A 22,115-nucleotide genomic window follows, 5' to 3' on the forward strand; every position below is an offset into this window, starting at 1 on the left:
AGCCCGAAATGCACGCGGCCCAGTTCACGACAACTGTTGATAGAACTGGTTTTCCAGTGCTGAAAAGTAATGTCCAGAACCCTGATTGTTTCTAACCGCCTCCCTACCAAGGGGCAGCGCACCGCCGAGGGCCTCACGTTTCAGCCCAGCGAAGGCGGCCTGGCTACCGGCCTGGGCTCCATTTACCAGGCCGATGGGAACGTGTGGGTAGGTTGGCCCGGCTTATCGATAGAGGAGCCCGCCGAGCAGGCCCAGGTAACCGAGCAGCTGCGCCAGGACAGCATGGCGCCTGTATTCCTGACCGAGGACGAAATCCGGGACTTCTACGAAGGATTCAGTAATTCCACCCTCTGGCCTACGTTCCACTACTTCAGTCAATACGCCACCTACGAGCAAGTGCACTGGGAGGCTTATGTGGCCGTAAACGAGAAGTTCTGCCGGGCGGTGCTGGAGCTGGCCGGCCCCGATGATACTATTTGGGTGCACGATTACCAGCTGCTGCTCCTGCCGGACATGCTGCGCCAGCAGCGGCCCGAGGCTACCATCGGCTTCTTTCTGCACATTCCTTTTCCCAGCTACGAGCTGGTGCGGGTGCTGCCCTGGGGTGCCCAGCTGCTCCAGGGCATGCTGGGGGCCGATTTGATTGGCTTCCACACCTTCGGGTACATGCACCATTTCCTGAGCGCCGTGTCGCACCTGCTGGGGCTGCCCAGCCACAACGGGCAGGTAGAAACGGCCACCCGCACGGTGCTGGCAGATGCCTTTCCGATGGGCATTGACTACCACCGCTACGCAGAAGCCGCCGCTTCGGAAGCCGCCCGCCAGCACGAGCACGCCTACCGAGAAGCCCTGGGCCACACGCGGGTGGTACTGTCCATTGACCGGCTTGACTATTCCAAGGGCATTGCCCAGCGCCTGCGGGCCTTTGAGTTGCTGCTGCTGCGCTACCCCGAGTGGCGGGAACAGGTAAGCTTGCTGATGCTGGTGGTGCCCTCCCGCGACCAAGTAGCGCAGTACGCCGCCCTGAAAGAGGAAATTGACGAGCTGGTGGGCCGTATCAATGCCCAGTACAGCAACATTGCCTGGAACCCCATCCACTACTTCTACCGCTCCTTCCCACCGGATGAGCTGGCCGCTCTCTATCGCCTCGCCGATGTAGCCTTGGTAACGCCCGTGCGCGACGGTATGAACCTGGTAGCCAAAGAATTTATTGCCAGCAAAACCGACCAGCGCGGTGTGCTGATCCTAAGCGAGCGGGCCGGAGCAGCTCAGGAGTTGGCCGATGCCCTACTTATCAATCCCACCAATACCGGGCAGCTGGTGGGGGCGCTGCATGAAGCCCTGCACATGCCCGTTGAAGAGCAGCAAACCCGCATGGCTGCCATGCAGGCCCTCGTGCAGCAGTACGACGTGTTTGCCTGGACCCGGCTGTTTCTGGACCGCTTGGCCTATAGCAAAATTAAGCAGCAAATCCTGGCCACCGATACCCTGGATGCCCCCACCCGCGTCCAGCTGCTGCACGACTACCGGGCGGCTGGACAGCGGCTGCTACTGCTTGACTATGATGGAACCCTGGTGCGGTTCCACGGCAGCCCCCAGGATGCGTACCCGCGCGAAGATCTGCTGCAACTCTTGAGCAACCTAACTTCGGATGTGCGCAACCAAGTAGTCATCATCAGTGGGCGCGACCGGGCGACCCTGGACCGCTGGTTGGGGCATTTGCCGCTGCATTTTGTGGCTGAGCACGGCGTATGGCTGCGGCGGGCCGGCGAGGAGTGGCGGCCGTTTCAGGAGGGCCTTCGGGCTGATTGGAAGCGGGATATCCGGCCTATTTTGGAGCAGTACGTAAGCCGTACCCCAGGTTCGGCCATTGAAGAGAAGGACTACTCCCTGGTGTGGCACTACCGCCGGGCCGATGCCGGGCTGGGAGCCGTCCGCACCCGCGACCTGCTCAATCACCTCACCTTCATGACCTCCAACACCGACCTGCAAGTGCTGGAAGGCAACAAAATCCTGGAAATCAAAAACGCGGGTATTAACAAGGGCACGGCCGCCGCGCAGTGGGTCGGGGCAACGCAGCCTGGCTTTATACTGGCCCTGGGCGACGACCGGACCGATGAGGATATTTTTGCGGCGCTGCCCCCTGGGGCCTATTCGTTGAAAGTTGGGCCCACACCCCGCTCCCGAGCCCGCTACTCGGTTGCCGGCGTAGCAGAGGTGCACAGGCTGTTGGGTAGCCTGTTGCAGCCGACACTGGTAGCTGAGCCCACCGCCGCTGATGCCTGATAGGAGTACCCGTCAGCTGGTTTTTGATTCTACCTACTATAAGGCAGGAACGCGCGCCAGAACCTAATTTGAAACACAAAATCGGGCCAGCAAAGCGAGCTATACTTGCTCCTTAGCTGGTCCGATTTTGTGTTTCTGATTCTTTATCAGCGCATGATTTTGCCCCGGTTGTCCCAGTGGCTCGATTTTACTTCCAGCCCATCGGGCTGGCGTTTGATGGTGCGCGTAAACCGTTCCCCGGCAATGAGGCCATCGGGGCGGCGCTTACCGAAAAACAAGGTCATCGGCTCCCCGTGCTCATTCGTGACAAAGGTGATGTCGTAGCCTTTGAATACATCATCAATGCGGCTGGAGGGCTCGAATTTCTTGCTTAATTTCTTTTCTAACTCGTGGTGCAAAGGCATAGAACAAGGAGATTAGGGGAATTCAGTTACAAACGTAGGCTAGGCCTCAGCCCAGGTATAGCGCCGCTCTTTCCACTCAATGGGGCGGGGCCACACCGTGTAGGCCAGCACTACCAAGGACATCACCAGCAGGTGAAACTCATAGAGCAGCAACACGGGTAGCTGCTCCCGGTGCCCGGCCTGGCGAAGCGTTATCAGCAGAAACAGCGTCTGGCAGCCAACTTTAGCGGCCCAGAGCAGCAGTATACTATTCAGCGGCAGTAGGCCCGGCCAGCCCAGCACCGTGTAAAACAAGGCATAGGAACCAAATAAAGCCCCCAGTTGCCAGGGCAAATGCCCGGCCCCTTTCATCCACCGCTGGCGCTGGCGCAGCAGGTGGGACACGGTAGGCTGGGCCAACGAAACTCCCAGGGCTTCGGGCACAATCAGGTTGCGAAACTCCCAGCCCTGCGCTACTACCTGCTCAAACAGCTGCAGGTCCTCGCTGGTGCTGAAAGCCAGGGCCTCGTAGCCCCCAATAGACTCGTAGGCGGCCCGGCGCACCAACATGTTGTTGCCTACGGCCGTTACGGGCACGCCTAAGTCCGTCAGTAGGCGAATCAGGTTGAGGCCGAACAGCCAGTCGAGGCCCTGCAGCCGCCCAAACAGCGAGCCGGTAGCCGTGGTAATTCCCGTAACAATGCCGACCCTGGCAGTAGTGGCCGCCAGCAGGGTACGCACCCACTCCGGCGAAAGGGCCATGTCGGCATCGGTAAGCAGGAAGTACTCGGAAGTGGCGGCGCGGCAGAGGTGGGCCAGCACGTTACTTTTACCCCGGGCCGTACCCAGCTGCCGCCGAATTGAGAGCAGCTGAAATTGGGGCTTATCGGCAATAAAACGCTCAACCACGGCCCGCGTGTCGTCCGTGGAGTCATCGTCGCCGATGAGGATTTCGAGCTGCTCGGGTGGGTAATTCAGCTTAGCCAGCGCCCGCAGGCACCGCTCAATAGTGGGGGCTTCGTTGCGGGCGGCAACCAGTATGCTCACCCGCGGGCACTCTGCCAGGGGACGGATGGGGACCCGACGCAGCACCAGCAAGAGCACCAACGCATAGACGCCAAAGAACACACCGAAAAACAGGACGGGAAACGCCATAAGCAACTGCCGGAGCCGAAGAAAAACCAGGCGCACGCTGCGCAACGTCAGCTGGCCAGGTCGGCCCGCCGGTTTCTGCTATACGCCCCTATCCTGGGCAGCTACTATCCAAAAAACACGTAATCCACGGCGAATAAAGCAGGATTTTACGCTACGTATTTTCCTCAACGCCTCCGCCGTTTCGGCCTATGTGCTCCCGCCTGCTTGGCTAGTGGCTACTGATTGAGCGCCTGCTGCAATGCCTCCATAAACAGCCCCACGTGGTAGCCGTCGGCCAGGCCGTGGTGCACGTTGACGGCTACGGGCATTAGCTGGCGGCCGTTTTCGGGGCGGAGGCGGCCCACCGAAATTTTCGGAATGCTGTCGGGGTGGGAGAAAGAGCGGGCGTGGGTGAGGCCGGTGAAGGAAAACCAGGGCATGGCCGAAAAGTGAATCACATCCAGGCGGCCCGTTTCCGGCCCCAGGCGCAGGCCCGTGCAGGCCTGCACGGCGGCAATTTCGGCCCGCAGTCCTTCTCCGAACGTGGCCAGCGCCGGGTGATACGGCACGAAGCCAAACCCGAACGTATGGTCGGGGCGGCCCAGGGTAGGCGAGGCATGAATCTGGTTATAGTACACTACCTGGCCCTCCTCAATGCGGTAGCGCAGATTCTCCACCTGGTTCACGGCCGTGAGAGTGCAGTGCAGGTAGAGTTGAAAGAATGAGCAGTTCAGGTCGCGGGCCCTTTGCAAAGCCCAAGTGGCATCCACATCCGCTACCACGCCCCAAAAAGGCTCCTCAAACCCCGAAAAGAAGGTAAAATGCTCCCGCCGGTTCCAGGTACTCAGGTCAATCAGCTGCTTCATGGGCGGCAAGTTCGGTAACTTCGCGCTACCAATTTCCTGCTGCCCCATGCCCGCGCCCCGCCTGATTGCCTTCGACGCCGACGACACCCTTTGGCCCAACCAGCCCCACTTCGACCTGGCCGAGGCACGCCTGTATGAACTGCTGAGTCACTACGGCACCCCAGAACAACTCAGCAACCAGTTCTTTGCCCTGCAGCGCGAAAACCTGCACCTGTTCGGGTACGGGGCCAAGTCCTTTATGCTCTCCATGATTGAAACCGTCATCCGGCTCACCAACGGGCAGGTAAGCGGCCAGGAAATTCAGCACATCCTCGACCACGGCAAGCGCCTCCTGGATTACCCTATTGAGCTGCTGCCCCACGTACCGGAAGTACTGGCCACCGTAAAGGCCCAGGGCATACCCCTCATGCTGCTCACCAAAGGCGACTTATTTGATCAGGAAAGCAAGCTGGCCCGCTCCGGCCTCGGCGACTTATTCGACCACGTGGAAATTGTGAGCGAGAAAAACGAGGCTACCTATCAGCGCCTGCTGGCCCGCCACGGTGTGCCGCCCGAGGAGTTCGTCATGATTGGTAACTCCCTCAAATCGGACGTGCTGCCGGTGGCGCGCCTGGGCGGCCGGGCCGTGTACGTGCCCTACTACACTACTTGGGTAATGGAGCGGGTTTCCGAAGAGGATTTGGCGGGCGTATCGTTTCAGGAGGTGGCCTCCCTGGCCGAAGTGCCGGGCTGGCTTGCCCAGCTAAACTAATGTGCCAGCCTACTTACCAGTTGCAGGCAGCGGGCGGCGTAGCAGGTACCGCGTTTCGGTGTACGTATTGATGGAAGTAGAGCCGGAGTAAACGGGCCGATTGGGGTCGTTAAACGTCAGACTGGTTTCAATGCTTTGCTGGGCACTCACTGGCTGCGACAAGTTGTAGATTTCTACCAGCTCCCAACCTTCTATCGACAACTCATTGAGCGTTAGCATCAGCTTAGACTCCAGTGAACCCGGCACTACCTCGCTCCGACGGCCATTCTGCACACGGTCGGGCTCCAGTTGGGTGACGCCCCGCCACGCTGGCGCCAGATAGGCGACTTGCCCATTCTGCATTTTCAGCAGTTGGTATTGAAAGCGGCTGCTAACTGCGGCGCCCGGTGGCCGGGTGACAGTGGCGGTAGGCTGCAGGGCCGTTTCAGGTAGCGCCGGGAAGGCCGGCATGGGGCGCACGGGTTTTGCCGGCTCGGTGGTTTGGGCACTTGCGGCCGTATGCAGTAATAGCAAAACAGATAACAGTACCGGATATTTCATAAGGTAGAAGAAAGGGTACGGCCTACGTTGGCTGTACTATTTGCCCTTCTCCGAATATTGTGCCAGGCCGCTGTTTTCTCCAGGCCTGATGCTGCACTATCCCTACCAGCTACTGCACGAACCGGGGCTCGCGCAGTCACTTGGCGGGCAAAGGCCGCCGCAGCAGATACACAGCTCCTCGGTTACCGTCCTCATCATTGTTAGCTACCATATTCACCAATTCCCAGCTCTCCGCCGACAGCTCCGTGAGCAGGCGGCTCATGGCCTCCCAGCCCAGCATTCGGCTGTCAAAAAGCCCTACTGACTTTCCCATATACTCCTCCACCTTCACATCTTCCCGGTTCTGATACGCCGGAAAGAAATACAGGCGGTTATAATCGAGGCTGACGTGCATGAACTGGGAACGGGCGGACACTTGCTGGGCCTGAGCGGGCACCCGGAAGCTCCCAGCCCACAAGAGTAATACGGTAAGAATAAGGCGCATAACCGAATGTAAAAAATGAGCTACCGGCCAATAGCAGCCGGTAGCTCGTACGGGCGCAATAATTGCGCCACGTGGTTTCTGCCTACGCAAGCAGTTACTCCCGCTTGGTTTTAAGTACCTGTTTGAGGGCAGCCAACTCGTCGCGGAGCTTAGCGGCGGTGAGGAAGTCGAGGTCCTTGGCGGCGGCTTCCATATGCTTTTCGGTTTGCTTGATGAGCTTTTCCAGCTCCGGCCGGGCCATAACGGATACCACCGGCTCGGCGGCAATGGCCAGGGGTACATCAGCATCGGGACCGGAATACGCCACACCTTCCTGAATGCGGTAATCCGACAGGGAGGTTTGCTCCATGATGGCCTCCCGGCTTTTGCGCACGGTGCGGGGCGTGATGCCATGCGCTTCGTTGTAGGCCTGCTGGGTGGCGCGGCGGCGGTTGGTTTCATCAATGGCCCGCTGCATGGAGCCCGTAATCCGGTCGGCGTACATAATCACCTTGCCCCGGTCGTTACGGGCGGCGCGGCCCATCGTCTGAATCAGGCTGCGCTGGTCCCGCAGGAAGCCTTCCTTATCGGCGTCCAGAATGGCTACCAGGCTTACTTCCGGTAAGTCGAGGCCCTCGCGCAGCAGGTTTACACCGATAAGCACGTCAATTTCGCCCAGGCGCAGCTGCCGCAGAATTTCTACCCGGTCCAAGGTTTTTACATCGGAGTGCACGTATTGGGATTTGATGCCCAGGCGCTCCATGTACTTCTGCAGTTCCTCGGCCATGCGCTTGGTAAGCGTAGTCACCAGCACCCGGTCGCCCATTTTCACCCGGTTGTCCACCTCGTCCAGCAGGTCGTCAATCTGGTTTCCGCTGGGGCGCAGGTCAATTTCGGGGTCAAGCAGGCCAGTAGGCCGGATAATCTGCTCCACTACCACACCGTTGGCCTGGGTCAGCTCATAATCGGCGGGTGTGGCCGATACGTACACGGCCTGGCGCACCATGCCCTCAAACTCATTAAAAGTAAGCGGACGGTTGTCCATAGCTGAGGGCAGGCGGAAACCGTACTCCACCAGGGCCGTTTTGCGGCTCCGGTCACCGCCCCACATGGCCCGAATCTGGGGCATGGTGGCGTGGCTTTCGTCCACTACCAGCAGGTAGTCATCGGGGAAGTAGTCGAGCAGGCAGAACGGGCGGCTGCCGGGCTGGCGGCCGTCAAAGTAGCGCGAGTAGTTTTCAATGCCCGAGCAGTAACCCAACTCCCGGATCATCTCCAAGTCGAACTCCGTGCGCTCCATGATGCGCTTGGCCTCCTGGTCGCGGCCTTCTTTCTCGAAGTAGGCGTGTTGCTGGGTCATATCGAACTGGATTTCCCGGATGGCCTGGTTGAGCGTATCCTTGCCCGTTACAAACAGCTGAGCCGGGTACAGCGTCACCGATTTTTCGTCGGCCAGCTTCTTGCCGCTCTGGGGGTCAATCTTCTGAATGGCCTCAATTTCATCCCCGAAGAAGAAGATGCGGTAAGCGTGGTCGGCGTAGGCCGGAAACACATCCACCGTGTCGCCCTTCACCCGGAACGTGCCCCGTGTGAACTCCATCTCGGTGCGCGAGTACAGAATCTGCACGAACTGGTAGAGCAGATTATTGCGCGAGTACCGCAGGCCGGGCGCCAGGAAAATCACGTTTTTCCCGAACTCCTCGGGGTTACCGATACCGTAGATGCACGACACCGAAGCCACCACAATCACGTCGCGGCGGCCCGAAAGCAGCGTGGAAGTAGTGTGCAGCCGTAGCTTCTCAATTTCCTGGTTGATGGCCAGGTCTTTCTCAATGAAAACGTCGGTGGAGGCAATGTAGGCCTCGGGCTGGTAGTAGTCGTAGTAGCTGATGTAGTACTCGACGGCATTGTTGGGGAAGAACTGCTTGAACTCGCCGTAGAGCTGAGCGGCCAGGGTTTTGTTGTGGCAGAGCACCAGGGCCGGCTTGCCGGTTTCGGCAATTACGTTGGCCATAGTGAAAGTTTTACCCGTGCCCGTGGCCCCCAGCAACACCTGGGCCGGCTCGCCGTTGTTAACGCCTTCTACCAGTTGCTTGATGGCCTGCGGCTGGTCGCCGGTGGGGGTGAATTCCGAGGTCAGTTGATACTTCATGCAGCGGCAAGATAGAGCTTGAAAGGGTAGCCTATCATAACTGCATTTCGGGGCCGTTGGTTCGGGGAACGGTGAGATGGTGAAATAGTGAGTGCCCTGGCGAACCGACCGATACCATCCTGATCAATGGGCTACCTCCTGAAATGTAACAAGCCCTTACCTCCACGTGGAAGTAAGGGCTCATCAGGTTAGCAGGTGGTGCGCAAAAGTGAGGACGGATGGTGTCGGTCGGTTCGCCAGGGCACTCACCATTTCACCATCTTACCATTTCACTATCTCACCGGGGGTCAGTCCAGAGGAGCTGGGGGTTGGTGGCCGTAGCGGCAAAATCGGGGCAACGACCGTCGCCAGAGTTATTTCGCACCGCCGCCGAGCAAATTACCTGTCCACAGGCATCAAACACGTAGCTGGTACTACCCCCGGTTACCAGGTATACCGTCTGGCTCTGGTAGGTGTACTGGGTTACTTCGGCGGCCGGAGTTTGCTTGGGCTTTTGCTTGAGCTGCTCAATGAGGGTAGCGGAAAAGTTACCGGCGCAGGCGGGCTCAACAGCGTCGTTGGTGGAGGCACAGGAGGTAGCCGCCCCCAGCAGGAGCAGCCACATCAGGCAACGGAAAAAGGTGCGGTTCATAACTAAAGCGGCAGCATACTGTGCCTACTGGACGCCTGGCATAGGCTTGGGAGTTCCAAATTCTACGCTGGCCTCAATGCCCAGGCTGTAGGGGCGGCTCTGGTTGATGGCGCGCTGGTTGGGGTTGGCGTTGAGAGTAGTGAAGTAGGTTTCGGCCACCGGGCCGACGGCCATGCTCCACCCCGCCGAAGCTGGCTGATACCGCACGCCAGCCCCACCCCGGCCCGAAACCAGCACCTGCCGGTAGGGCGAGTCCGTAGATTTGGCCGTGTACTCCCGGGTAGCCTGGGGCGAGCCGGCCAGCTCTGAGCGGCTGGTAAGCAGAACTCCTACGGCCGCCCCCACCTTAGCGTAGAGCGACAAGCCTGCCTTCCCGGAGCCATACTGCACTGCTACCGGTACGCTGGCCATGCGGTAGCGGTAAGAGGTAGTGCGGGGCTGGGCCGGGGCCGGGCTGTAAGCAGCGGGCCGGCTGAAAATATCGGCGGCCTGGGGCCCCACCTGCTTCCCGTCGATGAAACCGTAGGTAGTAGCCGAAGTGGCGCGCTGCTCCGAGGCCTCGGCGGCGGCAGTTAGCGTCCAATGCTTGTTGAGGGCATAGGAAGCAGCCAGAGCGACCCGCTGGCTCAGGCCAGCCCGCAGGTTGCGGCGGTACTCATCTTCCGCTTCCTCCTGGTAGTAGGAGCGCAGGGCATTGGTTACCGGGTCGGCTTTCACGCGGCCATCGGTGCGGGAAAAGTTGATGTTTGGGTTGAACGTACCTACCGCGTAGCTCCCGCCCAGGCGCAGGCGCTTCCACAGTTTGGGCGTCTCCTTATGCTCTGGCTCGGCGGCGGCAACGGCCTCGTTGGAGGGCTGGGGCACGGCTAGCAAAGCTGGCTTAAGAGAGTCGGGGCGGCCTAGGCCCAGCAGGCTGCGCAGGTAAGCGGCCCGGGGCGTGAGCAGGCCCGCACCCGACAAAAGGCCGGTTTCCGGTCCGCCTTGCCCGGCTTGGCCGTTCGTGAGTAGTACGTTGAGCAGCCCGTTGGGGTAGCTGCTGCCAGTGTAGCCATAAGCCGCTTGCCCGTCTCGGCCGTAGGCAGCCGCGCCGTACGCCAGGGCACGCCCGTTTTCTGCCCGCACTGAGCGCGTAGCTACCGGGTAGCCTGCGTCACCAAACTCAGCACTGCTGCCGCCAGCAACCTGAGCCGCCAGTAACCCTTCGGCAGACTGGGAGCCCGCCAAGGAGGCAGCGGCCAACGCCTCATTGTAGGCGCTACTGGCGGCACCATCGGCGGCGCTGCCGGTGGGAGCAGTGCCGGCAGTTCCGGGCAGTGCACTCGTGCTATTACCTGAGCCTGTTTCCGCAGCCAGTTCCAGGCCAGCGGTAAAGGGAGCCGTGTGCAGATACGCCCAGCTACCGAAACCCAGGGCCAGCAGCAGACAGGCCGCGGCCACCCAGCGGTGCAGCACTAGACGGCGTCGGTAGGTGGTGTTTTCCTGAATTACCTGCTCGTGCTGCTGCACTACCAGCTCGTGGTCGAGCTGCTCCCAGAAGCTGGCGCGCGGAGCCACCTCTGCATCGGCAAACTTCTGCCGGAACAGGTGCTCCAGGTCGCCGGTGGGGCGGGGGTCCTGGTGGTTGGGTGTGTTATCGTTAGGAGCGGAAGCTGCCATGGGAGCGGTGCGCGTCGAGACGCTCGACTTTACTTTTCAAAATTGCCCGAGCACGGGAGTACTGTGATTTGCTGGTGCCCTCGGAAATGCCCAGCATCTCGCCGATTTCCTTGTGCCCGTAGCCTTCAATGGCAAACAGGTTGAACACCATGCGGTAGCGGGGAGCCAGCTCCTGAATCAGGTTGAGCAGCTCCTCGAAGTTGTAGTTGGAGAGAGTGAATTCCTCGCCGGCCAGGTCCTCGGGGTACTCGCCACCGTCGCTGACGGCTACCAGCGGGGCGTTGCGGCGGTGCTGGCGCAGGGCGGCATTTACCATAATACGGCGAATCCAGAATTCCAGGGGGCACTCCCGGCGGAAGCTGCCCAGGTTCTTGAACACCGTCAGAAAACCCTCCTGCAGCACATCCTCGGCCTCGAAAGTGGTTTGGGCATAGCGCAGGCACACGGTCATCATGCGGCCGGCAAAGCGTTCATACAGGTATTTCTGCATGAGGCGGCTGCCCGCCAGGCAACCGTCGAGCAGCTCGGTGTCGGAGAGCTGGGAAGGCGGGGTAAGAGTGCGCACAGGAGCGGATAACGACGACGATAGAGACTCCGGGCGCGCAGCAGCACCGGGCAGCAGGCTACGCAGCCCGCCCCCTCCCAACGTGGCCGAGAGGGCGCTCATTGACGGTTCCGGCCCTGGCAAGGACCGGCGTTGGGGTGCGCACTTGCGGCTACCTCGGCAGGGAGGCTGAAACCGCGCAAGTAAGAATGCTGCATACGCTGCAAAGTGGAATAAACTAATTTGGAAGCGGGCCCTAAAGCCGCAGCAACCGTTACGCACCCAAGAGGCCGGCCACCGCCCGAGAGGTTGCACGAGCCACATGCTTTTTTGGGGAGTACAATATAAGCGTTTCAGCAGCAGCTTTTTGAACTTATAGAATTTGGGCTTTCGTAACCTACCGCCGACTTAGTATGTAGTTACATCCGTTGCCGGGGCAAAGCGCCCGGATGACACCGCTGTAGTTGCCTCATTCCATATCCCAACCCCATTCCGCATGAAAACTCTGGTGCTGTTTTACTCCACGTATGGTCACGTATACAAGCTGGCGGAAGCCGTAGCCGAAGGTGCCCGTCAGGTAGCCGACAATGAAGTAGTTATCAAGCGTGTACCCGAAACCCTGTCCAAGGAGCTACTCGACCAGATTGGCGCTACCCAGGCCCAAAAGGCGTTTGAGCACATTCCGGTAGCCAAGCCCGAGGAGCTGGACCAGTACGACGCCATCATTATCGGTACGCCCACCCGCTACGGCAACGTGTGCAGCCAGATTCAGGCTTTCCTCGACGGTACGGGCGCCCTGTGGGCCCAGGGCAAGCTGATAGGTAAGGTTGGCGGCGGCTTCGTGAGCACCGCCACCCAGCACGGCGGCCAGGAAGTAACGCTGCGCAGCCTGCACACCGAAATGCTGCACCACGGCCTCGTGATTGTGGGCCTGCCCTACGCCTGGCAGGGCCAGATGGGCCACACTGACGTAACCGGCGGCACGCCCTACGGCGCCAGTACCGTGGCCGGTGGCCAGGGCGAGCGGCAGCCCAGCGACAATGAGCTGGAAGGTGCCCGTTTCCAAGGCCGTCACACCGCCGAAATTGCCAAGAAGCTGGCGAAGTAGGAAGTTAGAAGACAGGAGCTAGAAGCCTGCCTACCATTCTGAGCAGAACGAAGGACCTTATCACGCTGGAACAGATTGTTCTAACATGATAAGGTCCTTTTCATTGCGCCGGATGATGAACTTCCTCTGCCTCCCTCTCTTCTAGCTCCTAACTCCTTTCTCCTACTCTACAGCAGATTATAGGCTTTAATCAAGGCGTTAAACGAGTCCCGGTAGGTGTCGCCGATGGGCAGGAGACGGCCGGCCACCTGCACTTTGCCGCGCTCCACGTGCTCAATGCGGCTCAGGGCTACCAGAAACGACTTGTGGATACGGGCAAACCGCTCAGGCGGCAGCACCTCCTCCACCCGCCGGAACGACTGCAGCGTGAGCACCTTCCCGGTGGCAGTATAAATCATCAGGTACTCCTTCATCCCCTCGATGTAGAGAATATCATCGAAGGCGACGCGCTGGAGGCGGTGGTCGTTTTTCACGAACATGGCATCGGGCGCAGTGGGCGTGGCCTCGGAGTGAGCTGGCGCAGCAGCCGGGGCCGGCACCACGGGCGTAGTGGGCTGCAGCTGTTGGCGTACCTTCTGCACCGTTTGCACAAACCGCTCGAAAGCAATGGGCTTGAGCAGGTAGTCGGCGGCGTTGAGCTCGTAGCTGCGCACGGCGTACTGGTCGTAGGCGGTGGTAAATACGATGCGGGGGCCGGGTTGGGGCAGCAGTTGGGCCAGCTGCACACCCGTGAGCCGGGGCATGTGAATATCCAGAAACACCACGTCCACGGGGTTATCCTGCAGATAGGCTAGGCCCTGCAGCGCATCGTCAAACTGCGCTTTTAGCTCCAGGCCGGGCACCTGGGCGCAATAATCGGCCAGTAAGTCCAGGGCCAGGGGCTCATCATCCAGGATAACGCAGGTCATAGGTGAAGTGGTGAGTTAGTGAATTGGTGAGTTAGCAGTGTGGTTAGGCAGCAGCCGCGGAAAGATATGCGGGAAGCCTGTCATTCCGAGCATGTTGCGCTTGGAGCAAGGACGAGGAATCTCGCGTGCTACTGTTATTGAACCGTCGAACGATAACCGCTCCGCAGCCCAGGGTTTAAACCTTGGGCCAGTGAAGCAACGTCAGCACGCCAGATTCCTCGTCCTTGCTCCAAGCGCAACATGCTCGGAATGACGTTCTATATTTCGCCCCCAAACCCTCCTACCCTACTGCAGCAACACCAGCGTTACCACGTGCTGGCCGGGGGGCGTTTGCACATCGAGGGCGTAGCGGCCGGGGTAGAGCAGCTCCAGGCGGCGGTGCAGGTTGACGAGGCCCACCCCCCCGGGCTGTTTGGGCAGCTCCCGTTCGGCATCGGCGGGTGCTACGTGGTTGAGCACCGTGAAGCGCAGCAGCCCATCGGAAGCCAGCAACAGGGAAATATGCACGGCCACGGGACGGGCCGTCAGGTCGCCGTGCTTGAAGGCGTTTTCTACCAGAGGCAGCAGCAGCAGGGGCGCAATGGGGTGGGCACAATCGGGCGAAGTGCCTTCTACCTCAAACTGAATGGCATCCTGGGCCGAAGCCGACAGCCGAAGCCGCTGCAAATCCAGGAAGCTGCGCAAATGGGCAATTTCCCGGCTCAGGGGCACAGTATCGGTGCTGCTTTCGTAGAGCAGGTAGCGCATGATTTCGGCCAGGCGCAGCACGGCTTCCGGGGCCTTGTCGGACTTGCGGCTGGTAAGGGAGTAGATGTTGTTGAGCGTGTTGAACAGGAAATGCGGGTTGATCTGGGTTTTGAGCATGGCCAGTTCCGTGAGTAGCTGCTGACGCTCCATCTCGCGGCGGTTGCGCTGGCCCCGCACGTAGTCGCCGGTGATGCGCAGGGCCGAGCTGCTCCCGATGATGAACACGCCCACAATGGCCGAGCTGAAGATGCGGGCCCACACTTCCGTGGTATCAGCGTTGGGCTTACGGCCCGGCACAATGGTCGTTACCTGCCGGCCATTGGTGCCTACCGGACGCGTTACGCGGTAGGCCGAAATCTGCACGCCCTTGCGGGAGGTTTGGGCCGTGAGCCAGCCAATGGCAAAGGCGTAGGGCAGCACCAGCAGGGACGTAATCAGGCCGTATTGCAACACGCGGGCCCGGCCCAGGGTGCGCGGCACCAGCCAGCGCCAGGTGAGGTAAAACAGCGTAGCCGCGCAGATATCTTCCACCACCAGGCGCCCTATCATGGGCCACAAGGGCTGCCACTCGGCCAGCGTGGCGGGGAAACGGGGCAGCACATTGATAACGCTGCCCAGCTTGAGGCCATCCAGCAGCACCAGCACCACCCAGAGCACCACGTGAATCCAGCGGGGCACGCGCAGGTTTTCCTGGGCCGCCGACCACGTATCGGGGCGGAGCCAGGCGCGCAGGCGCTTGCGCCAGCTTCGGCGGGAACTCACTGCATCTTTCCCCGATGCTGCTTTTAAGGGAGCGGACAGAACTTCCATCATCGAAAATAGCACGCGGCCGGCCCATTTTGGGCTTTTTTTCAATCAACCCGCCCATAACTGCCGCCAACGCCCGCAAAGCCAGCGCAAACGTGAATGAGGACTTGCGAGGGTGTTGAAAACGGGTTTTGCGCGGGAAAAACCATCGTTTCGGGGTCGGGCCTGAGGGTTGGTTGAATAGGCCGGAGAAGATATAGAAGGGCCGCTAGGTTTGCTGCCGTTCTCTCTGTCTTTCTGCGCTATGAAATCCACTACTCCCCTGCTGCTGGAAACCCGCAGCCTCCATTTCCGCTTCGGCCAGCGGCCTATTCTGCACGATGTGAATCTGCAGGTGGAGCCGGGCAGCCTCTACGGTTTCCTGGGGCCGAATGGGGCCGGCAAAAGCACCACCATGCGGCTACTGCTGGGGCTGCTGCGGCCCGCCAGCGGCTCGGTGCACCTGTTCGGCCACGATTTGGCCCAACACCGCGTGGCCCTGCTGAACCGGGTGGGCGCCCTTATCGAAAACCCCTCGCTCTACGACCACCTCTCGGGCCGCGAAAACGTGGAAGCCACCCGCCGCCTGCGGGGCGTGGCCGCCAGCCGCACCGCCGAAGTACTGGAGCTGGTGGGCCTGACCGATAACGCCCACCGCCCCGCCAAGGAGTACTCCCTGGGCATGCGCCAGCGCCTCGGCCTGGCCATTGCCCTACTCTCCGACCCCGACCTGCTGCTACTGGATGAGCCCACCAACGGCCTCGACCCTAACGGCATTATTGAAATGCGGGAGCTGCTGCAGCGCCTTTGCAAGCAGCACGGCAAAACCATTGTGGTGAGCAGCCACCTCATCAGCGAGATTGAGAAAATGGCCACCCACGTGGGCGTGATTCAGCAGGGCAAGCTGGTGTTCCAGGGCAGCCTGCCCGATTTGCGCCGCCTGCAAACCGGCCGGGCCCGCCTGGTAATCGAAACCCGGGACGCGGAAAGCTGCCGCAACCTGCTGCCCCGCCTGCTGGCCGGCGCTACGGTAGCAGGCCCCGGCACGCTGTGGCTGCCCTGGCTCAGCCAGGAGCACACGGCCGCCCTGGCCGTGGAGCTGATTGCCGCCGAGCAGCCGCTCTACGGTCTGCGCCTGGAGCAGCCCACCCTGGAAGACACCTTCCTCCACCTCACCGAAAGCCGCGTGGCCGCTGTGTAAACTCACTTTTGTCATTCCGAGCATTCTGCGCATCAAGCAGAGATGAGGAATCTGGTTCGATTCATCCAGATAGTCAACCCAGATTCCTCCTTCGTCGGAATGACAGTTACTCTCTATTCACTCCGTTTTATGGAAGCTACCCTACCCTCCTCCGACTTTACGCTCCTGCCCGCCGCGCCGGCTCCGCTTATGCAACTGCGCCGCGCTCTGGCCTCCGATACCCTGAAGCTGAAGCGCACGGCCGCGCTGCGGCTCACCCTGCTCAGCGGCGCTTTTCCGGTGCTCATTACGTTCCTGATTTTCTTTTTCAAGGGCGACATTATTATGAAAGCCGGGGGCAGCCCCTGGCCCCGGTTTATCAGCACGAGCTGGCAGACGGCGGGCACCCTGCTGCTGCCGCTGTTTGTGGTGCTGCTCACCAGCCTGGTGGTGCACATCGAAACCAAAGCCACCGCTTGGAAACACCTCTACGCCCAGCCCGTGGGGCGCGGCGCGGTGTTCCTGTCCAAGCTCCTGCTCATTCTGGCCCTGAATGCGGTGGCTCTGCTGTTGTTTACGGCGCTGGTGCTGGGCGCGGGAATGCTGCTGAGCGTGCTCCGGCCCAAGCTGGGGTTTGCGCTAACTACCATTCCCTTCGAAACCGTTGTATGGATGCTGCTGCGCACCTACGTGGCTACCCTGGGCCTGCTGGCGGTGCAGTACGTGGTGAGCTTGTTCTGGCGCTCCTTTGTGGTGCCGGTGGGCGTGGGTATGGGCGCAGTGGTGGCCACCATTGCTTTGCTGCAGTGGGAGCACGCCGATAAAATACCCTACGCCGCGCCCCTGGGCACTTCTATGGCCATGAAGATGGTGAAAGGCGGGGGCCTGGAAGTAGCCCACGAGCTGGCCAAGCACGAATGGTACTCCCTGGGCTGGTTTGCCGGTGTGCTGGTGCTGGGCTACATGCTGCTCCTCCGCCGCAACGTGACGAATTAAAACTTCCCGTAGCGGCAACGGACTAGCCCTTTTCTAGTCCTTGGCGCGCCTTCTCCGCGCAGCTTACCCTTCTTTCCTGACGCTTCAGGCACCCTTTCCTACCGTTCGGCAAGCTCTACTTTTTGCTGCGCGTCCGATACCTTCTCTTTGCAACTACCTTCTCTTTATCTCTCGATGAAAACTGTTACCCTTCCGCTGCTGCTTACTGGCTTACTCGCTACCCCGGTTCTGGCCCAGACTGCGCCTCCCGCCGGCACTCCGCCAGCCGGTCAGCGCCCCGCTGGGGCTCCGGGCCAGCCCGGCGCAGCGGCAGCCAAGCCCATTCTGCCCACGGCGGCTAAAGGCACCGGCCGCCTCGAAGGCACCGTGCTGGATGCGGCCACCAAGAAGCCCGTGGAGTTTGCCACCATCACGCTGCTTCCCCTGAGTGGCACCACGCCCCTGGATGGTGGCGTCTGCGACGAGCGGGGCCGCTTTAAGCTGCAAGGCTTGGCCGCCGGCGAGTTCCGGTTGCAGATCAGCTTTATCGGCTATGCGACCCAAACGCGCAACGTGACTATTACCGGCGGGCTGACAACGGTGCCCACCATTAACCTGGAAGGCACGGCCCAGAAATTGGGCGAGGTAACCGTAACGGGTGAGCGGGACGTTATCGAGACCAAGCCGGACCGCATTGTGTACAACGCCGAAAAGGACCTGACCAACACCGGCGGTACGGCGGCCGATGTGCTGCGCAAAGTGCCCCTGGTGAACGTGGACCCCGACGGCAACGTGGAGCTGCGCGGCACCAGCAACGTGCGCGTGCTCATCAACAACAAGCCCTCGGGCATCGTGGCCTCCTCGGTGGCCGATGCCATGAAGCAGATTCCGGCCGACCAGATTAAAAGCGTGGAGGTGATTACCACGCCCTCGGCTAAGTACGACGCCGAAGGCACCGGCGGCATCATCAACATCACGCTCAAGAAGAACAACCTGGAGGGCATCAACGGCTCGGTGGGGCTGGCGGCGGGTACGCGGAGCTCCAACAGCAACGCCTCGCTCAACTACCGCAAGGGCAAAGTGGGCCTCACCAGCTCCGTTAGCGGGTTTGCCTTCTACAGCCCCAACCGCAACGACCTGACGCGTTACCTGAAAGACGGCAGCGGACAGGAGCGGCTTTCCCTGGAGCAGGAGGGCGACGGCAACACCATCGGGGGTGGCGGTTTTGGGCGGTTGGGACTCGATTACGACCCGGCCCAGTACCACAACCTCACGCTGAACGTGCAAGGCAGCCTGTTCCGCAACAGCGGCGACTACGACCAGTTCAACAATGTGCTGCTGCCGGTGAGCAACCAGTTTACGCGCGCTACCGACCGCCGCTTCCGTACCCAGAGCTACGACATGAGCGGCTCCTACACCCGCACCTTCGAGCAGAAGCGCCGGGAGTGGAGCGTGCTGGCCCAGCACACGCGCAACCGCAACGTGCAGGCCTACCACCTAGATCAGTTTGCGGGCAACACCACCGAGAACCTGGCCAAAAACTACCGGGAAGAATCCGACAACCTGGCGCGCAACCTCGAAACCACCCTCCAGACCGATTACGCCCACCCCTTCTCGGAGACTGCCTTGCTGGAAACCGGGGCCAAGGCCATTCTGCGCCGCGTGAGCAGTGACTACGACGTGTTTAACAGCCCGTCCGTCAGCCTGCTTGACCCGGTGTACAACCCCAGCCGCTCCAACCTCTTCGACTACAACCAGGATGTGGTGTCGGGCTACGGTACCTACGGGTTTTCGGCCAGTAAGAAAGTGAGCTTTAAGCTGGGCGCCCGGGTGGAGAATACCCGCATCAACGGCAACTTCCAGCAGCAGCAGAGCGAAAACTCGGCCGTAAAGCAGAACTACACCAATCTGCTGCCCAACCTGAGCCTGAGCTACCAGCCCCAGAACCCCAAAAAGCCGGGCCAAACCCTGCGCCTAGCCTACTCCAAGCGCATCCAGCGTCCCCAGATTTTCTACCTCAACCCCTTCCGCAATACCTCCGACACGCTGAACGTGAGCTACGGCAACCCCCAGCTGGAGCCTGAGCTGACGGATAGCTACGAGGTCAACTACACCACATTCATCAAAGGCTCGGTGCTGAATATGTCGGCCTATGCCCGTCGCACTGGCAATGCTATTGAAAGCTACCGGTTTGTGGAAAACGGGGTGAACAACCAAACCTTCCGCAACATCGGCCGCAACGCTACCTACGGCATCAGCCTGTTTGGCTCGGTGAAGCCGGTGCCGAAGTGGGATGTGAGCGGCAACGTGAACGTGTACTACGTATCCTTGAAAAGCAACGCCCTGAGCCTGGATAATAGCGGGGTGATGTACAACCTGAACGTAAACTCCGGCTACAAATTCGAGAAGGGTCTGAGCGTGCAGTTCTTCGGGGGCCTCAACTCGCCCCGGGTGCAGCTACAGGGCCGCCAAGCCGCCTGGACGTTCTACTCGGTGGGCCTGCGCAAAAACCTGCTTAAGGACAAAGCTGACTTGACCCTGAACGCCGACAACTTCCTCTCGGCCACCCGCAACCTGCGAAGCACCCTTGACACCGACCAGTTCCGCCAGGAAAGCAATAACTACATCTACCTGCGCGGGGTGCGCTTGGCCTTTAACTACCGCTTCGGCAAAGTAACCCAGCAAGCTCCCAAACGCCGCCGCAGCATCCAGAACGACGATGTGAAGCAAGGTGGCGACGGCCAGGGCCAGCAAGGGAACTAGATCAAGTAAAGATTGAGAAGTAAAAATGAGCCGTTGGGCGGTCCGGTTACAGGTCCATCCAACGGCTCATTTTTACTTCTTGATTCTCAATTTTCACTTGATTTCACAGCTTCCCGTGGTAGCGTAGCAGCTCCAGAAATGCTTCCCGATAGGTTTCGCCGATGGGCAGTTGGGCGCCGTGTACCTGCACGCGGTGGCGCTCCACAAACTCCAGGTGGCGCAGGTTGATGAGGTAGGACTTGTGGATGCGGGCAAAACGGCCGGCGGGCAGCAGTTCTTCCAGCTTACGAAAGGACTGCAGGGTGAGGATTTTGCCGGTGGCCGTGTAGTACATCAGGTATTCCTTCTGCCCTTCGGCGTAGTACAGCTCATCAATGGGCACCCGGCGCAGGCGGCTGTCCTGCTTCACGAACAGCGCCTCCCCGGGCTCAGCAGATTCCAGTGGCTCAGTAGCACCAGTGGCCACAGTAATGGGCTGCAGGGCGGCGCGGGCCCGGTGGGCGGCCTGCACAAACCGCTCGAAGGAAATGGGCTTGAGCAGGTAGTCGAGGGCCGGCAGCTCGTAGCTCTGCACGGCGTAGTCGGGGTGGGCGGTGGTGAAGATGATGAGCGGGCGGGGCACGGGCAGCAGTTGGGCCAGCTGCAGGCCCGTGAGCCGGGGCATCTGAATATCCAGAAACACCACATCCACGGGGTTATCCTGCAGGAAAGCCACGGCCGCCAGCGCCTCCTGAAACTGCCCGCGCAACTCCAGAAACGGCACCTGCGCACAATACTCCGCCAGCACCTTCAGGGCTAGGGGCTCATCATCCACCATCACGCAGCTCATCGGACGACGGGTAACAGCAGATTCCATGCAGGAGGTATAAGAGTGATGATGAAACGATTTGACTGAACGGCTACAACCAGCCGCTGATTTGCACCGACAGCCGCACGGCGTATTCCTGGGCGTTGGCGGTAACCACTAAGGCGTGTTTATCGGGGTAGAGCAGCTCCAGGCGCCGGCGAAGGTTAGCCAAACCCACCCCGCCGGGACCGGGCGCTTCGGGAGCCACGCGGTTGCGCACCAGAAACTGCAGCTGGCCCTCGGGCGTGAGCTCCAGCTTCAGGCGCACGGCGTGGGGCCGGGCCGTTAAGTCGCCGTGCTTGAAGGCGTTTTCCACCAGCGGCAGTAGCAGCATGGGCGGCAGGCGGCAGGCGTGGTCGGCGCCGGGCGGCAGCAGCACCGTGAACTGGATGGCTTCGTCGGCATCCTCCGGGGGCAGGCGCAGGTGCTGCAGCGTCAGAAAACTCTGCACATGGTGAATTTCCCGGGCCAGGGGCACCAGGTCGTCCTGGCTGTCGTAGAGTTGGTAGCGCATCAGCTCGGAGAGGCGCAGCACCGCTTCCGGGGCCTGGGGCGAGGCGTTGAGCGTGAGGGAGTAAATGTTGTTGAGCGTGTTGAAGAGGAAGTGCGGGTGCAGCTGGTTTTTGAGCAGGGCCAGCTCGGTGCGCAAATGCTGCTGCTCCAGCTCCCGGCGGTTGTCCCGCTCCCGGAGGTAGTCGCCGGCCAGCCGCAGAAAGAAGCTCAGGGTCAGAATCAGGCCGCCCAGCAGCAGATAGTAGCTCTGCAATACCTGCACGTAGAAGCCCAGCGGTTGGTTCTGGCCCTGCACCTTCACCTCCTCAAAGTAGTAGCTCACCCCGATGCGGGTGGTACAAAACACCACCAGGCCCAACGCCAGCACCAGCAGATAGGCACCCAGCCGACCCCGCTGAAACAGGGCCGGCATGGCAAACCAGTTCAGGTAGAACAGGCCCGAATCGAGGGCGTTGGTGGCCAGGGCCAAAGCCCAGAAATGGTCTTTGAGCGGCGGAATAAGCACGCCCTGGTTCAGCAGCCAGCCCTGGGCATCAAAGTACAGCAGCAGCGCCAGCCACCCCAGATGCACCCAGGGCAGGCGCCGCAGCCACGCGGGCAGCTGCCAGGCCGGGCGGCGGGCGGCGCGGGTAGGAGAAAACGATGGATTCAGAGCCAAGAGAAGTAACCGGTGGGCACTGCCGCCCCCAAATGCCCTGGCAACATACAACCACGCGGCCACTTCCGGCGGAGTTTTCAACCAACTAGGCTGCTGGCTTCAATCAACTTGGCCGGGCTGCTTACCAGTCCGGCACTGCCACAAATGCCCCGGATAACCGGGTTGGTTGAGGCCGCACGCAACGTTGGTTGATTATTATGACTCCTGGCTCAAATACCCGCTAG

At 60.8% G+C, this 22,115-nt stretch carries 19 protein-coding genes; 6 read left to right on the forward strand and 13 right to left on the reverse strand.

What is annotated here, in order from left to right; genetic code table 11:
- Positions 1-69: 69 nt before the first annotated feature.
- Complete coding sequence (locus tag ABIB60_RS03885) at positions 70-2,286, forward strand: bifunctional alpha,alpha-trehalose-phosphate synthase (UDP-forming)/trehalose-phosphatase (protein WP_354577862.1); 2,217 nt, start codon at positions 70-72, stop codon at positions 2,284-2,286.
- A 146-nt stretch (positions 2,287-2,432) separates the two neighbouring features.
- On the opposite strand, the gene ABIB60_RS03890 is transcribed toward ABIB60_RS03885, so the two are convergent.
- The 3 genes from ABIB60_RS03890 to ABIB60_RS03900 form a co-directional block, all read right to left on the reverse strand.
- The gene (locus ABIB60_RS03890; RefSeq protein ID WP_354577863.1) at positions 2,433-2,690 is read right to left on the reverse strand and encodes a hypothetical protein; all 258 of its coding nucleotides are present in this window, start codon (positions 2,688-2,690) and stop codon (positions 2,433-2,435) included.
- Positions 2,691-2,729: 39 nt separating this feature from the next.
- Positions 2,730-3,824: a glycosyltransferase gene (locus tag ABIB60_RS03895; RefSeq protein WP_354577864.1), complete on the reverse strand. Its 1,095-nt coding sequence runs from the start codon at positions 3,822-3,824 to the stop codon at positions 2,730-2,732.
- A gap of 215 nt (positions 3,825-4,039) precedes the next feature.
- Positions 4,040-4,669: a CatA-like O-acetyltransferase gene (locus ABIB60_RS03900; RefSeq protein WP_354577866.1), complete on the reverse strand. Its 630-nt coding sequence runs from the start codon at positions 4,667-4,669 to the stop codon at positions 4,040-4,042.
- Between the two features lie 46 nt (positions 4,670-4,715).
- On the opposite strand from ABIB60_RS03900, the gene ABIB60_RS03905 reads away from it, so the two are divergent.
- On the forward strand, positions 4,716-5,420 hold the full coding sequence (locus ABIB60_RS03905) for an HAD family hydrolase (protein ID WP_354577867.1): 705 nt from the start codon (positions 4,716-4,718) through the stop codon (positions 5,418-5,420).
- 9 nt (positions 5,421-5,429) lie between these two features.
- On the opposite strand, the gene ABIB60_RS03910 is transcribed toward ABIB60_RS03905, so the two are convergent.
- The 6 genes from ABIB60_RS03910 to ABIB60_RS03935 all read right to left on the reverse strand — a co-directional run bounded on the left by ABIB60_RS03910 (position 5,430) and on the right by ABIB60_RS03935 (position 11,427).
- Positions 5,430-5,960: a hypothetical protein gene (locus tag ABIB60_RS03910; RefSeq protein ID WP_354577869.1), complete on the reverse strand. Its 531-nt coding sequence runs from the start codon at positions 5,958-5,960 to the stop codon at positions 5,430-5,432.
- A gap of 136 nt (positions 5,961-6,096) precedes the next feature.
- Positions 6,097-6,444, reverse strand: coding sequence for a hypothetical protein (locus tag ABIB60_RS03915; protein ID WP_354577870.1), 348 nt, complete (start codon positions 6,442-6,444; stop codon positions 6,097-6,099).
- A 94-nt stretch (positions 6,445-6,538) separates the two neighbouring features.
- Positions 6,539-8,575, reverse strand: a complete 2,037-nt coding sequence (gene uvrB / locus ABIB60_RS03920; protein WP_354577871.1) for an excinuclease ABC subunit UvrB — start codon at positions 8,573-8,575, stop codon at positions 6,539-6,541.
- Between the two features lie 277 nt (positions 8,576-8,852).
- Positions 8,853-9,206: a DUF6970 domain-containing protein gene (locus tag ABIB60_RS03925; protein WP_354577872.1), complete on the reverse strand. Its 354-nt coding sequence runs from the start codon at positions 9,204-9,206 to the stop codon at positions 8,853-8,855.
- 24 nt (positions 9,207-9,230) lie between these two features.
- Positions 9,231-10,862 carry a hypothetical protein gene (locus ABIB60_RS03930; RefSeq protein ID WP_354577873.1) on the reverse strand — a complete coding sequence of 544 codons (1,632 nt, stop codon included), beginning with the start codon at positions 10,860-10,862 and terminating at the stop codon, positions 9,231-9,233.
- The gene (locus tag ABIB60_RS03935) at positions 10,843-11,427 is read right to left on the reverse strand and encodes an RNA polymerase sigma factor (RefSeq protein ID WP_354577874.1); all 585 of its coding nucleotides are present in this window, start codon (positions 11,425-11,427) and stop codon (positions 10,843-10,845) included. Before ABIB60_RS03935 ends, ABIB60_RS03930 begins: the two co-directional genes overlap by 20 nt.
- Before the next feature lie 475 nt (positions 11,428-11,902).
- Here ABIB60_RS03935 and wrbA point away from each other — a divergent pair, with 475 nt between their 5' ends.
- A complete protein-coding gene (gene wrbA / locus ABIB60_RS03940) occupies positions 11,903-12,514 on the forward strand; it encodes an NAD(P)H:quinone oxidoreductase (protein ID WP_354577876.1) in 612 nt (203 codons plus the stop codon).
- Between the two features lie 167 nt (positions 12,515-12,681).
- Here the strand turns inward: wrbA and ABIB60_RS03945 are convergent, their stop codons facing one another.
- Both ABIB60_RS03945 and ABIB60_RS03950 read right to left on the reverse strand, forming a co-directional pair.
- Positions 12,682-13,422, reverse strand: coding sequence for a LytR/AlgR family response regulator transcription factor (locus tag ABIB60_RS03945; RefSeq protein ID WP_354577877.1), 741 nt, complete (start codon positions 13,420-13,422; stop codon positions 12,682-12,684).
- 285 nt (positions 13,423-13,707) lie between these two features.
- Positions 13,708-14,931: a sensor histidine kinase gene (locus ABIB60_RS03950; protein WP_354577879.1), complete on the reverse strand. Its 1,224-nt coding sequence runs from the start codon at positions 14,929-14,931 to the stop codon at positions 13,708-13,710.
- A gap of 289 nt (positions 14,932-15,220) precedes the next feature.
- Between ABIB60_RS03950 and ABIB60_RS03955 the strand changes: the two genes are divergently transcribed.
- From ABIB60_RS03955 to ABIB60_RS03965, 3 genes are all read left to right on the forward strand, one after another.
- Complete coding sequence (locus tag ABIB60_RS03955) at positions 15,221-16,156, forward strand: ABC transporter ATP-binding protein (protein WP_354577880.1); 936 nt, start codon at positions 15,221-15,223, stop codon at positions 16,154-16,156.
- 129 nt (positions 16,157-16,285) lie between these two features.
- Positions 16,286-17,131, forward strand: coding sequence for an ABC transporter permease (locus tag ABIB60_RS03960; RefSeq protein ID WP_354577881.1), 846 nt, complete (start codon positions 16,286-16,288; stop codon positions 17,129-17,131).
- Between the two features lie 174 nt (positions 17,132-17,305).
- The gene (locus tag ABIB60_RS03965) at positions 17,306-19,873 is read left to right on the forward strand and encodes a TonB-dependent receptor (protein ID WP_354577883.1); all 2,568 of its coding nucleotides are present in this window, start codon (positions 17,306-17,308) and stop codon (positions 19,871-19,873) included.
- 103 nt (positions 19,874-19,976) lie between these two features.
- Here ABIB60_RS03965 and ABIB60_RS03970 read toward each other — a convergent pair whose 3' ends face one another.
- On the reverse strand, positions 19,977-20,729 hold the full coding sequence (locus ABIB60_RS03970; RefSeq protein ID WP_354577885.1) for a LytR/AlgR family response regulator transcription factor: 753 nt from the start codon (positions 20,727-20,729) through the stop codon (positions 19,977-19,979).
- Positions 20,730-20,772: 43 nt separating this feature from the next.
- Positions 20,773-21,891, reverse strand: coding sequence for a sensor histidine kinase (locus ABIB60_RS03975; RefSeq protein WP_354577886.1), 1,119 nt, complete (start codon positions 21,889-21,891; stop codon positions 20,773-20,775).
- Positions 21,892-22,115 lie beyond the last annotated feature (224 nt).

The sequence above is a fragment of the Hymenobacter sp. UYP22 genome, assembly GCF_040547285.1.
GTDB lineage: Bacteria > Bacteroidota > Bacteroidia > Cytophagales > Hymenobacteraceae > Hymenobacter.

Coding starts and splice junctions, on each gene's coding strand:
- ABIB60_RS03885 (WP_354577862.1), top strand. CDS start 70: ATGTCCAGAACCCTGATTGTTTCTAACCGCCTCCCTACCAAGGGGCAG.
- ABIB60_RS03890 (WP_354577863.1), bottom strand. CDS start 2,690: ATGCCTTTGCACCACGAGTTAGAAAAGAAATTAAGCAAGAAATTCGAG.
- ABIB60_RS03895 (WP_354577864.1), bottom strand. CDS start 3,824: ATGGCGTTTCCCGTCCTGTTTTTCGGTGTGTTCTTTGGCGTCTATGCG.
- ABIB60_RS03900 (WP_354577866.1), bottom strand. CDS start 4,669: ATGAAGCAGCTGATTGACCTGAGTACCTGGAACCGGCGGGAGCATTTT.
- ABIB60_RS03905 (WP_354577867.1), top strand. CDS start 4,716: ATGCCCGCGCCCCGCCTGATTGCCTTCGACGCCGACGACACCCTTTGG.
- ABIB60_RS03910 (WP_354577869.1), bottom strand. CDS start 5,960: ATGAAATATCCGGTACTGTTATCTGTTTTGCTATTACTGCATACGGCC.
- ABIB60_RS03915 (WP_354577870.1), bottom strand. CDS start 6,444: ATGCGCCTTATTCTTACCGTATTACTCTTGTGGGCTGGGAGCTTCCGG.
- uvrB (WP_354577871.1), bottom strand. CDS start 8,575: ATGAAGTATCAACTGACCTCGGAATTCACCCCCACCGGCGACCAGCCG.
- ABIB60_RS03925 (WP_354577872.1), bottom strand. CDS start 9,206: ATGAACCGCACCTTTTTCCGTTGCCTGATGTGGCTGCTCCTGCTGGGG.
- ABIB60_RS03930 (WP_354577873.1), bottom strand. CDS start 10,862: ATGGCAGCTTCCGCTCCTAACGATAACACACCCAACCACCAGGACCCC.
- wrbA (WP_354577876.1), top strand. CDS start 11,903: ATGAAAACTCTGGTGCTGTTTTACTCCACGTATGGTCACGTATACAAG.
- ABIB60_RS03945 (WP_354577877.1), bottom strand. CDS start 13,422: ATGACCTGCGTTATCCTGGATGATGAGCCCCTGGCCCTGGACTTACTG.
- ABIB60_RS03955 (WP_354577880.1), top strand. CDS start 15,221: ATGAAATCCACTACTCCCCTGCTGCTGGAAACCCGCAGCCTCCATTTC.
- ABIB60_RS03960 (WP_354577881.1), top strand. CDS start 16,286: ATGGAAGCTACCCTACCCTCCTCCGACTTTACGCTCCTGCCCGCCGCG.
- ABIB60_RS03965 (WP_354577883.1), top strand. CDS start 17,306: ATGAAAACTGTTACCCTTCCGCTGCTGCTTACTGGCTTACTCGCTACC.
- ABIB60_RS03970 (WP_354577885.1), bottom strand. CDS start 20,729: ATGGAATCTGCTGTTACCCGTCGTCCGATGAGCTGCGTGATGGTGGAT.